Origin of the sequence: Fischerella sp. (assembly GCF_013388695.1) — a bacterium.
Lineage (GTDB): Bacteria > Cyanobacteriota > Cyanobacteriia > Cyanobacteriales > Nostocaceae > PCC9605.
The window spans coordinates 33,225-46,472 of the sequence record NZ_JACAEU010000115.1; the positions used below are offsets into that span (position 1 = coordinate 33,225).

General features: G+C 43.3%; 10 protein-coding genes. All 10 read left to right on the forward strand.

Going from position 1 to position 13,248, the window contains the following annotated elements; all coding sequences use genetic code 11:
• Nucleotides 1-24: 24 nt before the first annotated feature.
• Entirely contained in the window at nucleotides 25-741 is a 717-nt protein-coding gene (locus tag HXY43_RS15510) for an NnrU family protein (protein ID WP_290884407.1), read from the forward strand.
• 421 nt (nucleotides 742-1,162) lie between these two features.
• A complete protein-coding gene (locus tag HXY43_RS15515) occupies nucleotides 1,163-1,549 on the forward strand; it encodes a thioredoxin domain-containing protein (protein ID WP_026731264.1) in 387 nt (128 codons plus the stop codon).
• Between the two features lie 266 nt (nucleotides 1,550-1,815).
• Nucleotides 1,816-3,915: an NAD(P)H-quinone oxidoreductase subunit 5 gene (locus HXY43_RS15520; protein WP_290884330.1), complete on the forward strand. Its 2,100-nt coding sequence runs from the start codon at nucleotides 1,816-1,818 to the stop codon at nucleotides 3,913-3,915.
• 234 nt (nucleotides 3,916-4,149) lie between these two features.
• The gene (locus HXY43_RS15525) at nucleotides 4,150-5,730 is read left to right on the forward strand and encodes an NAD(P)H-quinone oxidoreductase subunit 4 (protein WP_290884332.1); all 1,581 of its coding nucleotides are present in this window, start codon (nucleotides 4,150-4,152) and stop codon (nucleotides 5,728-5,730) included.
• Nucleotides 5,731-5,914: 184 nt separating this feature from the next.
• Complete coding sequence (locus tag HXY43_RS15530) at nucleotides 5,915-6,277, forward strand: hypothetical protein (RefSeq protein ID WP_290884334.1); 363 nt, start codon at nucleotides 5,915-5,917, stop codon at nucleotides 6,275-6,277.
• A 197-nt stretch (nucleotides 6,278-6,474) separates the two neighbouring features.
• The gene (locus HXY43_RS15535; RefSeq protein ID WP_290884336.1) at nucleotides 6,475-7,173 is read left to right on the forward strand and encodes a Uma2 family endonuclease; all 699 of its coding nucleotides are present in this window, start codon (nucleotides 6,475-6,477) and stop codon (nucleotides 7,171-7,173) included.
• Between the two features lie 674 nt (nucleotides 7,174-7,847).
• Entirely contained in the window at nucleotides 7,848-8,900 is a 1,053-nt protein-coding gene (locus HXY43_RS15540) for a permease (RefSeq protein ID WP_290884338.1), read from the forward strand.
• 83 nt (nucleotides 8,901-8,983) lie between these two features.
• Entirely contained in the window at nucleotides 8,984-9,757 is a 774-nt protein-coding gene (locus HXY43_RS15545) for a TIGR03943 family protein (RefSeq protein WP_290884411.1), read from the forward strand.
• Nucleotides 9,758-9,826: 69 nt separating this feature from the next.
• Nucleotides 9,827-11,380, forward strand: a complete 1,554-nt coding sequence (locus tag HXY43_RS15550) for a hypothetical protein (protein WP_290884340.1) — start codon at nucleotides 9,827-9,829, stop codon at nucleotides 11,378-11,380.
• A gap of 255 nt (nucleotides 11,381-11,635) precedes the next feature.
• Entirely contained in the window at nucleotides 11,636-13,243 is a 1,608-nt protein-coding gene (locus HXY43_RS15555; protein ID WP_290884342.1) for a hypothetical protein, read from the forward strand.
• Nucleotides 13,244-13,248 lie beyond the last annotated feature (5 nt).

Consider the following 13,248-nt stretch of genomic DNA (forward strand, 5'->3'; position numbering starts at 1 on the left):
CTTTAAATTACTTCACCTATGTATATGATGCTGCCACCTTGGTTGACCCCCAGTCATTTTATAATGTTGGGACTACAATTCGGTTTTGCAATCGCTCACAGCGGCGGAGCAGCGCTGCGACCCTGGGCTGAAAAATATATTGGACCACGACTTTATCGTGTGATCTTTGCGTTGGTTAGCCTGCCTTTGGCTATAGTATTGATTATTTACTTTTTTAACCACCGCTACGATGGTTTACAACTTTGGCAAGTCCAAAGTGTACCCTGGGTAAAGTCTTTTGTTTGGGTGCTGTCGGCTATATCTTTTTTATTCTTGTATCCTGCTACTTTCAATCTACTAGAAATTGCTGCCATTCAAAAGCCCCAAGTCCACCTCTACGAAACAGGAATTATTCGCATTACCCGTCATCCGCAAATGGTCGGACAGGTCGTTTGGTGCATTGCCCACACTCTCTGGCTGGGTACTACATTTACTCTTGTCACTTCTTTAGGATTGATTTTGCACCACTTGTTTGGAGTTTGGCATGGCGATCGCCGTCTTGGTTGGCGCTATGGCGAAGCCTTTGCAGCAGTTAAGCAGCGTACGAGTATTATTCCCTTTGCAGCAATTATTGATGGGCGGCAATCTCTCCAATGGCGCGAATTTCTTCGCCCTGCTTATATTGGGGTGGCTGTATTTGTGCTGCTGCTGTGGTGGTCTCATCCGCTATTGTTGGTGGCAACTAGTAGGGTACAATGGTAATCTGGACTAAAACCCCATTTAGAAACAGCGTACGTCTAAAACTAGACGACCTTTTCGGCTCATCGGTTGCTACTACCAAACCAATGTAGGATGAATTGAAGTAGCTGTTAGCGGTGGAGGTTTGGTTTAGTCAATTTGAGATTTTACCTTAGTAGTTGCTGGTCAATTGTCATCCTTGGGAGTAAATGGCACCGAACATCCAATTTCCCTTTCCAGCAGCGGCAAATAGGAGTTAAAAACCCCAAAGTGCCACTGTAAAAGCCGCGTTGGCTTTTTTTGTCAGCGCCAAAATCAAATCAACGATGAAACTTTTGCATAGCTTGTGTTATGCCTGGAAAGCATCTATCGGCAGTTACTGGTTTTTCCTACCTTCCTGCTGATAGCTATTTTGATATCAAAACCTTATAACTATAGAGGCATCATGGTGTTGTCGGTAAGTGAGCGGACATTTACTCAAGAAGTTTTAGAATCTCCAATTCCTGTTTTAGTAAATTTTGAAGCTCCTTGGTGTGGTTTATGCCGCATCATACACCCTTTGCTATTGCATTTTAAAGTTCAATGTGGCGAACAAATTAAATTAGTGGATGTAAATGCTGATGACAATTTCAAATTGTCTAACACATATCGACTAAAGTCACTACCAACTTTGCTGTTGATTGAAAATGGTGTTGTTAGGCGGCGGCTAGAAGGATTTCGCAGTCGCGAAGATTTGTTACAGGCTTTGGAAGAAATTAAACTTAGCTATGGCAAATCTCCCAATGTCTACAATAACTCTAAAACAGTAGATTTGGAGTGCCGCTCAGCATAATAGTCATTAGTCATTGGTCATTGGTCATTGGTCATTAGTTATTGGTTAGTGGTTAGTAGTTAGTGGTTAATGGTTAGTGATGAACAACCAACAAATGACAGATGACAAAGGACAAATGACAAATGACAAATGACAAAATCTAAAACCATGCTTAATTACCCCACCCAATCAGTATCGGGTGGGGTATTTTATCCTAAAGGGTGTGTGTCACAATTATTAACAGATCCGACAAGTTAGTCAAGATTCTAAAAAAGTAGGCGTCAGTGATGGAAGTAATCTATCAATATGCCTGGCTAATCCCGGTATTACCCCTTGTGGGGGCAATGCTGGTAGGGCTGGGATTAATCTCGATGAATCAGGTGACGAACCGCCTACGACAGCTTAATGCCGCATTTATTATTTCCTTGATGGGAGCGGCGATGGGGCTGTCGTTTGCCATATTATGGAGCCAACTGCAAGGACACGCCCCTTATACTCGCACCCTAGAATGGGCAGCAGCTGGCTCCTTTCACCTGAGCATGGGCTACACTATTGACCATTTGACAGCCTTAATGCTGGTGATTGTAACGACGGTAGCCTTCCTGGTCATGGTTTACACTGATGGCTACATGGCACACGACCCTGGCTATGTCAGATTCTATGCCTATCTCAGCTTGTTTGGCTCGTCAATGCTAGGTCTGGTAGTCAGCCCCAACTTGGTGCAGATTTATATCTTCTGGGAACTAGTAGGGATGTGTTCCTACTTGCTGGTCGGTTTCTGGTACGATCGCAAGTCAGCAGCAGATGCAGCCCAAAAAGCGTTTGTGGTCAACCGCGTTGGCGACTTTGGTCTTTTGTTAGGCATTCTGGGACTTTTTTGGGCAACGGGAAGCTTTGATTTCCAGGTGATGGGCGATCGCCTTTCCGAATTGGTTCATACAGGTTCTCTCAGCAATATTCTGGCAGCCCTGTTTGCGATTTTAGTTTTCTTAGGCCCGGTAGCTAAATCTGCCCAATTTCCCCTCCATGTTTGGCTACCAGACGCGATGGAAGGCCCTACGCCCATCTCTGCCTTAATCCACGCGGCAACGATGGTAGCAGCAGGTGTTTTCCTGGTTGCCCGGATGTACCCAGTGTTTGAAGACGTCCCAGCGGCAATGAACACAATTGCCTACACTGGGGCATTCACAGCTTTTTTGGGTGCAACAATTGCCATTACCCAAAACGACATCAAAAAGGGTTTAGCTTACTCCACCGTTTCCCAACTCGGTTACATGGTGATGGCGATGGGAGTAGGCGCATACAGTGCAGGACTTTTCCACCTAATGACCCACGCCTACTTTAAGGCGATGCTATTTTTGGGTTCTGGTTCGGTGATTCACGGCATGGAAGCAGTCGTCGGTCACGACCCAGACTTGGCGCAGGATATGCGCTTGATGGGCGGACTGCGGAAGTTTATGCCAATTACGGCGATTACCTTCTTGATCGGTTGTGTGGCAATTGCTGGTATCCCGCCCTTTGCTGGTTTCTGGTCAAAGGATGAAATTCTCAGTGCCGCATTTGCATCAAATCCACTACTGTGGGGTATTGGCTGGCTAACAGCTGGGATTACCGCCTTCTACATGTTCCGGATGTATTTCACCACCTTTGAAGGTAAATTCCGGGGCAATCAAAGGCAGTTATGGGATAAACTCAAGTCTCCAATTGGGATGGCTATTGTCGGGGGTTTTGAAAGAACTCCAGCTTTTGGGCCTGGTGCGATGACCAAGGGAGAACTAGAAGCCCACGCAGAACATCACCACGACGACCACGACCACGGTCACGGTCACAGTGAATATCCCCACGAGTCGCCCTGGACAATGACCCTGCCTTTGGCACTGTTGGCAATTCCTTCAATGTTGATTGGTTTGGTGGGGACTCCCTTTGCTAACTACTTTGAGGAGTTTATCTACTCTCCCAACGAAACCCTCGAAGAAGTGGTAGCAAAAGCTGCTGAAGTTGATCTGCATGAGTTTTACATCATGGCGGGTGGTTCGGTAGGAATTTCCTTGATTGGGATTACCGTGGCTTGCTTGATGTATTTGTGGGGTAAGATCAATCCGGTGGCGATCGCAGCCAAAATCAAACCGCTTTACGAACTATCTCTCAACAAGTGGTACTTTGATGACATTTACCATCAAGTGTTTGTCCTCGGCTCACGTCGTTTAGCTAGACAAGTCATGGAAGTTGACTACCGCGTTGTCGATGGTGCTGTTAACCTCACAGGCTTTTTTACCCTGATTAGCGGCGAAGGTTTGAAATACCTGGAAAACGGCCGCGCTCAATTCTACGCCTTGATTGTGTTTGCCGCTGTACTGGGCTTAGTGATTTTCTTTGGTGTAACCTAATTCAGACGTAACATATTATGTCTGTTCATTAGACGCGAGTAATCACTTTGCTATCTCAGGACTGAGTTATTCGTCAAAAAGTGTGTGTTATGTAGATGAAGGCAGGGCAAGCGATTTACCTGCCTTCATATTTTTTGATTTTTGTTAAATCAACCTAACAAATAACAACTAGATCGCGAAAAAACTGCTAGTTAATAGCTAGTAGCAGATAGCCGAACCTTTAGAGCGAGTTCAATGAATACAGCTAATTTTCCGTGGCTGACAACAATAATCCTGTTACCCATAGCAGCATCACTGCTAATTCCCATCCTGCCGGATAAAGACGGCAAAACTGTACGTTGGTATGCCCTGATTGTTGGGTTGATAGATTTTGCATTGATTGTTACTGCTTTTTATACTGGGTATGATTTCTCCAATCCCAATTTGCAATTGTTTGAGAGTTATCCCTGGGTTCCACAGCTAGATTTGAATTGGTCGTTAGGGGCAGATGGTTTGTCCATGCCCCTAATAATTTTGACTGGATTCATTACCACGCTGGCAATTTTAGCGGCTTGGCCTGTAACGCTGAAACCGAAACTATTTTACTTTTTGATGCTGGCGATGTACGGCGGACAAGTAGCTGTGTTCGCAGTCCAGGATATGCTGTTGTTTTTCCTGGTATGGGAACTGGAATTAATTCCGGTTTACCTGCTGCTAGCAATTTGGGGAGGCAAGAAACGGCAATACGCAGCGACTAAATTTATTTTGTATACTGCGGGCGGTTCCCTGTTTATTTTGGTAGCTGGCTTGGCAATGGCATTTTATGGCGATACGGTTACATTTGACATGCGATCGCTCGCTGCCAAAAACTATGCCCTCAATCTGCAACTGTGGCTTTACGGCGCTTTCCTCATCGCTTACGCCGTCAAATTGCCGATCTTCCCACTCCACACCTGGCTACCAGATGCCCACGGTGAAGCTACAGCCCCCGTGCATATGTTGCTGGCTGGTATTCTCTTGAAAATGGGCGGTTACGCCTTAATTCGCATGAATGCCGGCATGCTTCCCGACGCCCATGCTTATTTTGCGCCGGTGTTGGTGATATTAGGGGTAGTTAATATCATCTACGCTGCCCTCACATCCTTTGCCCAGCGCAACCTGAAGCGAAAAATCGCCTACTCTTCAATTTCCCACATGGGCTTTGTCACCATTGGTATTGCTTCCTTCACCGATTTGGGCTTGAATGGGGCAATGCTGCAAATGGTGTCCCACGGGTTGATTGGGGCGAGTTTGTTCTTCCTAGTAGGGGCAACTTATGACCGCACGCACACCCTCATGCTGGATGAAATGAGTGGTGTTGGCAAGAAAATGGGTAAGATTTTCGCCATGTGGACAACTTGTTCCTTGGCGTCTTTGGCGTTACCAGGGATGAGTGGTTTTGTGGCAGAGTTAATGGTATTTATTGGCTTTGCCACCAGTGATGCCTATAGCTCCACCTTCAAAATTATTGTGGTGGTATTGATGGCAGTTGGTGTGATCTTAACTCCGATTTATCTGCTGTCAATGCTGCGTGAAATTTTCTACGGTGAAGAAAACAAAGAATTGGTTTCTCAACAAAAACTCATTGATGCTGAACCCCGCGAAATATTCATCATTGCTTGTTTGTTAGTGCCGGTGATTGGGATTGGTTTGTATCCCAAGGTTTTGACGCAAGTTTACGATGCGACAACTGTACAGCTAACAGAAAGGTTGCGTGATGCAGTGCCGACACTAGCACAGCAAAAAATGCCTGCGGTGTCGTTGAGTGCGCCTGAAATTGGTGAAGGAGCAAGGTAAAAGTAAAAAGATTGATGACTTTTATCTTTAGCGATCGTTCAAGGGGTGGGTTTTATACCTGCCCTTTTTTGTCTCCTAACTCACGAATAAAAACGATTTGGAGTAGTATAGCTTAGCGTAAAAAGTAGGGATTTAGAAACGCAGAGGCTCGCAAAGGTAGCGCAGAGGAACGCAGAGTTTCAGGATGAACCATTGCTTATTCCAACAAATGGTTACAGCTTACACCGATTACCTAAAGATTGCAGAACAAGAACAGACAAAACGACGCGAAATCGAAGTTTGGGAAAAAGAGATAATCACTAAGATTAATGTCCAGCGAGAGTTGCTGATGGCATATCTTGATCGCTCGTTTGATGAACGTGCAGAAAACTTTCGCGCTTTGTTTGCTGTCGTTGATAGCGCGATCGCATCCGGCAATAATGAGCAACTAGCCCTTGCTTTGAATTCAATCACAGAAATAGCTAAATCAAGCCCATTCAAAGAGCTTGCTAGTTTAGCATCTGTTCGTGCCGCATTAAACGATCCAAAACACGAATGGACATTTTGACTATGTTGTAACCCGCCTGCATTCGCCGATCGCTAAAGGTGACTCTTACAACAATCTTTCTAGCAAGTGTACGTAGTATAGCCCCACCTTATCCAGGGTGGGTATTTTTTTGACGACTGTGCGATCGCTACTTATATCAAATCATCTGGAATCTTTCTCTACAATCTATAGTAGAATCTAAATTCTGCAAATCTCCCATGCTAGACTACAACCTCCAGCACTGCTTACCGTCTTCTGAGGAATTACCCGACTCTGACGACACACCTGTGGATAACGAACTACAAGATTTAATTCCTAGCTTATTAAAGGCAATACTGGCTTTGCTGTGGTCAGATCGTTGGGATTGGTTCTTTGGTGTTGACATGGGGATTTATTACGACCCCAATCAACCTGCTATTGTCCCTGATGGATTTCTTAGCTTGGGAGTTCAGCGCTTTATAGATGAAGATTTGCGCTTGAGTTACGTGCTGTGGGAAGAGAAAAAAGCACCAATTTTAGTGCTGGAAGTTCTTTCCCAGAAGCATCGTGGAGAATACAACACTAAAAAAGAACTCTACGCAGAATTAGAGATTTTATACTACGTGATATACAATCCTCGTCGTCGCAAGAAACCACCTCTGGAAGTGTATCGGTTAGTAAATGGTGAATATATTTTGCAGCCAGGAAACCCAGTTTGGCTAAGCGAAATTGGCTTAGGAATAGGCAGAGAACGGGGAACTTATCAAGGCATTACGCGAGAGTGGTTGTACTGGTATGACGAGAAAGGGCAAAGATTGCTTACGCCAGAAGAACGTATCAAGGAGGCAGAACAGCGCCGTTTGGAAGCAGAACAACGGGCGCAAATGCTGGCGGAACGGCTAAGGGCGTTGGGTATAGATCCAGAAAGTCTAACTTAAGATTTGCTAACACTTTTGGTTGCAGAAGCTTTTTCAGCAGGTGCATTTGTTTGTTTGTTGGTTGTAGTTACCACAAACAACTGTACTGGCGAGTTTAGACATGATATTCGTGGCTCTAAAATACTGAGAATCTAGTTAAAGCCGACCCTAGCAGCCACTACGAGAAATATGTTTATTTATGCTGACTTAATTTAATTTGTTCCTTTATGGTCTTGCGGTTTTAAAATTTTTATAGTAAAAACTCAAATCATAAGTTGACACAAACATCCTCTTGCCCAGATGAGCGGTCACTAAAGGTAATCCCGGTAGTGTAAAAAAACTATGAACACTTGATGAAAAAGCGTAGAATATAGCATCATGTCGAGCAAACTTAGTGTAATTATAAAAAAATGTAATCAAAAATTGTGTAAGTAAGTAATGAAATTCTAAGATCGGAACTATTTTTGAAGCTCAGCTATCTAGAGATAAGATTTATCACCAGTAGACAAACGCACATCGAAATAATTATCTATGACCGGTAATGGTTTGAAACCTTTCAAAAGCAATCATACAAACCAATTGTTCACTAAACGTTTGATTAACGCTTAACAGTCTCTACCTGTTTGCGATACACATTTCGATAAAATGACCTGGCATAACTATAAAACCCGAAACCGCTTTTGACAGCGACGCCCATGAATAAACTTAACAATGGTTTTACTCTATTTTTGAGTCTGCTGGTCGAGGCGATGCCTTTTGTGCTGCTGGGGGTATTGTTCTCCAGTTTGCTGCTGTTTTTTGTAGATGAGCGCAAATTGGTAGAAAAAATGCCTAAAAACCCGTTACTGGGTGCTTTAGTAGGCAGTATGGTGGGATTTTTGTTTCCTGTGTGCGAGTGTGGTAACGTGCCAGTTGCACGGCGATTGTTGATGCAAAAAGTACCTACATCGGTAGCAATTGGCTTTTTGCTAGCAGCACCAACAGTTAATCCCATCGTCATTTGGGCGACTTGGATAGCATTTCGCGATCAGCCAGAAATAGTAGTATTAAGAGTAGTATTTTCCCTCTTAATCGCGACTATTATTGGCTTTGTCTTTAGTTTTCAAAAAGATTTAACTCCTGTAGTTCACCCAACGATCGCTCGTTATTTGAAATTTAACCCACCCTCAGAGCTACAACCAAAACGCCGCCCGAAACGTTCCCAAATCCAACAGGAATCAGGTATGCCTGCTTTATTGCAGTCAGGAACCTATTTACTGGGAGTAGGACAAGCCGGACAAACCATGCGCTTGGAATCTACTAATATCGACACTACAATACCCAGTTCCAGTAAACCCTTAGGAGCTAAATTACGGTTAGCACTCGAAAATACTGTGCAAGAACTACGAGAATTAGGGGCAATACTGGTAATTGGCAGTGCGATCGCAGCGACTATTCAAGTTGTAGCTCCCCGCGAGTTGATTCTCAGTTTAGGTGCAGGCCCGATTAGTTCCATCACCGCCATGTTGGTATTAGCAGCAGTGGTGTCAATTTGTTCTACTGTTGATTCTTTTTTTGCTCTGTCTTTTGCCTCAACTTTTACCAGTGGTTCTTTATTAGCATTTTTGATATTTGGACCAATGATTGACCTCAAAGGTGTTGGTTTAATGTTAACAATATTTAAACCCAGGGCTATATTTTACTTATTTGCTTTAGCGGCGTTATTGACTTTCTTGTTCACCCTTATAGTTAACTTGTACTTTCTCTAACTTTTGATTAGTCATTTGTCTTTTGTTCTTGATTTTTGACCAATGACTAATGACCAATGACTAATGACTAATGACTCTTGACAATGACCACAATTTCAAATCGTAAATCGAAAATTTCAAAGTTGTTACTTCCCTGGCTGGATATTTTGGCAATCACAGCTTGGGGAATTTTGCTATTGAAATACTGGTTAACTAACGAGCTAAATTTGTTAATTCATCCGAATTATTTTGGATTAGTAATTGTGGCTGCATTCGGCTTGCTAGTTATCAGTATCTTCAAAATCAAAGAACTTTTGCAGCGGCGTCGCTACGATATGACTGCAAACATCCAACATATAAGTTTATTCCCTCCTGGATGGGGTAGTGCTTTGCTTTTAGTGGCAGCAATTTTTGGATTCATTTTTACACCACAAGTTTTTGCGAGTGATAAAGCACTGCAACGTGATTTTAGTGAGTTATTGGGTTCAACGCGCGTCAAACCACAAGCGTTTCGTGCTTCCGTCGTTCCTGAGGAGCGATCGCTCGTAGACTGGGTACGTATGCTCAATGTCTATCCAGAACCAGATAGATATCAAGGTAATAAAGTTAAGGTACAGGGATTTGTCATTCACCCACCGGAACTAGGAAAAGAGTATATATTTCTAGCGCGATTTGTTCTCACTTGCTGCGCCGCAGATGCCTATCCCGTCGGATTACCCGTCAAATTAAAAGAAAGCCGCGAACAGTATCCACCTGATACCTGGCTGGAAGTGGAAGGACAAATGGTTACAGAAACAATCACAGGTAAGCGCCAACTTACTATCGCTGCCAACTCCTTGAAAAAAATTCCTCAACCAAAAAATCCCTATAGTTATTAGTTGTTTGTTGTTTGTTGTTTGTTGTTTTTAACAACCAACAACCAACAACCAACGACCAACAAATTACAAATGATTACTAAAAAAGCATTCTTCCAACCACTAGATCGGATCGCGATCGCACTGATGCTACTGCTAATTTTGGTGATAGGGCTGATCGTATCCCAAGGTGATGCAGTCAGGGCTAGAGTCAGAGAATTTACGTGGAAACACGTACAATTAGAACAAAAAGATATATCTTTGACTGATTTCACCTCCCAAAAGCAAAAAATCGGCGCAGAATACAGAACATTCATCCTCACCTTTAGTCGTCCTATGGACACAAAAAGTATAGAGGAGAATTTGAAAATTGACCCTCCTTTAGCAGGTACCTTTAGTTGGGCAGGAAGACGCATGGGTTATACCTTTTTGACACCAGCGCCCTACGGCACAACTTATAAAGTAGAGTTACAAGGAGGAAAGGATAAATTCGCTACTAAACAAAGAAATAACAAGACGATCCAGCCCTTCAAAACTGCTTTTAGCACACGCGATCGCGTTATTCTCTATATCGGAGCTAATAATGAAGACCAAGGACGGTTAGTTCTCTACAACTTGACTCAGGAGCAAAAAAAAATACTTACTCCCAAAGACCTGATTGTCACGGACTTCCAGCCGTTTCCTGATGGTCAGAAAATTTTATTTTCTGCTCGCCCTACAACTAATCAAGACTTACTTTCGGCTCAGTTATATACAGTCACGACTGGTTTTACTGCTCCTCATCGCCAAAAAGCTGAAGCAGCAGGTAAAGTTGATTTGATTTTAGATAATAAAGACTATCAAAATTTAAAATTTGATTTATCGCCCGATGGGCAAACCATTGTTGTGCAACGGGGAAATAAAGCTAATCCCAACGACTTTGGATTATGGTTTATCCCAATCAGTAGCGACAATTCTGAACAAAAATCTACCCCTGTGCGCCTGCAAAGTCAACCAGGGGGGGATTTTATGATTACACCGGATAGTAAAGCTGTAGCAGTTGCCCAAGGACAGGGAACTGCGATTTTGCCCCTGCAATCAGATGGCACGAAACCCTTGGATTTTTTCCCCCAGTTTGGCTTGGTACAAGCTTTCTCTGAGGATGGAGCGCAAGCAGCAATGGTCAAATTCAATACAGATTACACGCGCGACTTATTTTTAGTCACCAACCAAGGCGTTCAGAAAAAACTGCTAAGTACCACAGGTTCGATTATTAATTGTCAGTTTGATAGCGCTTCTCCCACTCTCTACTGCTTACTGACACAGCTATTACCAGGGGAATATTATCAGGAACAGCCATATCTAATCGCAATTGACCTGAAAACCAAGCAACAGAAGCCATTGCTAGTACTACCCCCTGAACAGCGGAATGTGCAAATGAGTTTATCGCCTGACGGCTTGGGGTTGTTATTTGACCAGATACAAACACAAGCTGCTCCAGTTACATCATCAAATACACAAATTTTGACAACTGATGATGGAGAAGCGATCGCAACCAGTAGCTTATGGTTAATGCCTTTATTGCCAATTGCAGATCCTGAAGTTAGTGCAGATCTCAAGCCAGAGCAACTTCCCTTAATTGGATTTCATCCCCGTTGGTTGCCTTAACTAGGAGTGGGAGAAATAGGAGTGGGAGAGGGGGGAAATGTTAAAACAACTCCCCCAATCCCCGACTGCCCCACTCTTTCACTCCCCCACTCTCCCACTTTTTAGTAGTGAAAAGTTATAACTAATTAATCATCAATGACTCTTGTTGGGGAAGTTACAAACTTGCCTTATAGAGTAGATTTTGATAAGACAGCATTGATACGTAATGCTAACGCAGTTTCCAATCAATAAGTTTAAGCTGGTGGGTGAAAAGTGATGAATGAAGCAGACACCCCAAATATCGGGCCTTTTATTGAAACCCTAAATTCTGCTGATATGCCACAACCACAACAGACAAGTTGTCCCTTTTATTCTGTTGTGCCTATGCAAAACAGAGCAATTTCTCAATTACCGTTGTTGGCACCAGCAGCAGATAAGCAGTGTCAGGAGGATGTATCTTACCAAGACTCAGTGGTCGAAACTAATCGAGAAACAGAGATAACAAGTAACTCTGAAAGCTTACTAGAGTTAAATGAACAGCAACTAGATGAGTCAAAACCTGGATTAGATTGGGTTGCTGAGCCTGAGAGCGAAAAAGAAGCACTGATTGACTCTGAATTTAAAAAACTACTGACATTAAATGAAGAATTACGTTCTGCCAACAATAATTTATATGAACAAGTAGAAGAGTTAAGAGCTGCCCTCTGTGAGTCAGAAGGAGCTTTGCAGTGGCAGAAAAAGCGCTCTACTGTCGCAGAAGCAATGCTCAACCAACAAGCTCAGGAACTTACTGCCGCTCAAGAGCAAATCAAATCACTATTCCAGCAGTTGGAAACAGCACTCTCTACAGTTCAAACTCAGGAAACTGTTATTGAAAACTATAAATCACAGCTAGAAATTAACCAACAGCGTCTTGCCTTGTTAGAGCGGGAATGTGCTTTAATTCAAACCAAGTACAACGAACAGTCCCATCAGCTATTGCAATCAGAAAATGCCTGTCGAGAATTACGTACTCGGCTAATGCGGCAACAACGTCAGACTTTGCAATTTAAAGCAGCTTTGGAAAAGTGTCTGGAAACACCAGTACCCAGCTATGATTCCCTAGATAATACTGCTAATTCAAATGACACAGGTAGCAGACTACTGAGAAATTCCAACCGAACAAGTTCTGTGTTTCCTAATCCACAACCAATTCGACCTTGGTGTGTAGAACAAGAATCCTTTGAGAATAATGCAAATATTTTTAGACAAGAATACCCCACCCCGACTCAATCATCTCCTGCTAATCTCTCAGCCCAAGAAAGTACACCAAATTTAAAGCAACCACCTGCTAAGTCAGAAATTGATGACTCAATTACATCACAAAAAGTTTCATTTTCAGAGTCGTCTAGCTTGGATGAACAAGTAGATGGCTTGATTCAATTGTTTTTTGCTGCTCAAGCGAGATCTGCATCACCACCTCCTGCTGAAAAAGATACAGAAGGTGTGGAGGATGTAGAGGATGTAGAAGATGACGATGAAACTGTTATGCCTGTCTTAGAAACTGTCGCAACCTCCTTGGAAGATGTAGAGGATGACGATGAAAATGTTGCGCCTGTCTTGGAAACTGTTGCAACCTCCCTTGAAAACGATGAGGAGAAACCAGTAACTGCCATTTTACCCAGCCGTGACACAGATTCTAAGGAAGATGGGGATTACTGGTTAGAAGCCTCACCATTGTCACCCCAGCAATTACCAGGGACTGCTTCGCCTCAGAATTCATCAAATGACAACATTACCAAACCTAACTCTCCTTCACCACTGCTCTATCCTGAACGTCCACCCAAAAGGCGAAAAACTTTGGCATCTGTAGAACTGCCGAATTTTCGCCCAAATAGTCAATAGTCAAT

Excerpts from the sequence above, each read along its gene's own strand:
- HXY43_RS15510 (WP_290884407.1), top strand. The coding sequence starts at position 25 with ATGATGCTGCCACCTTGGTTGACCCCCAGTCATTTTATAATGTTGGGA.
- HXY43_RS15515 (WP_026731264.1), top strand. The coding sequence starts at position 1,163 with ATGGTGTTGTCGGTAAGTGAGCGGACATTTACTCAAGAAGTTTTAGAA.
- HXY43_RS15520 (WP_290884330.1), top strand. The coding sequence starts at position 1,816 with ATGGAAGTAATCTATCAATATGCCTGGCTAATCCCGGTATTACCCCTT.
- HXY43_RS15525 (WP_290884332.1), top strand. The coding sequence starts at position 4,150 with ATGAATACAGCTAATTTTCCGTGGCTGACAACAATAATCCTGTTACCC.
- HXY43_RS15530 (WP_290884334.1), top strand. The coding sequence starts at position 5,915 with ATGAACCATTGCTTATTCCAACAAATGGTTACAGCTTACACCGATTAC.
- HXY43_RS15535 (WP_290884336.1), top strand. The coding sequence starts at position 6,475 with ATGCTAGACTACAACCTCCAGCACTGCTTACCGTCTTCTGAGGAATTA.
- HXY43_RS15540 (WP_290884338.1), top strand. The coding sequence starts at position 7,848 with ATGAATAAACTTAACAATGGTTTTACTCTATTTTTGAGTCTGCTGGTC.
- HXY43_RS15545 (WP_290884411.1), top strand. The coding sequence starts at position 8,984 with ATGACCACAATTTCAAATCGTAAATCGAAAATTTCAAAGTTGTTACTT.
- HXY43_RS15550 (WP_290884340.1), top strand. The coding sequence starts at position 9,827 with ATGATTACTAAAAAAGCATTCTTCCAACCACTAGATCGGATCGCGATC.
- HXY43_RS15555 (WP_290884342.1), top strand. The coding sequence starts at position 11,636 with ATGAATGAAGCAGACACCCCAAATATCGGGCCTTTTATTGAAACCCTA.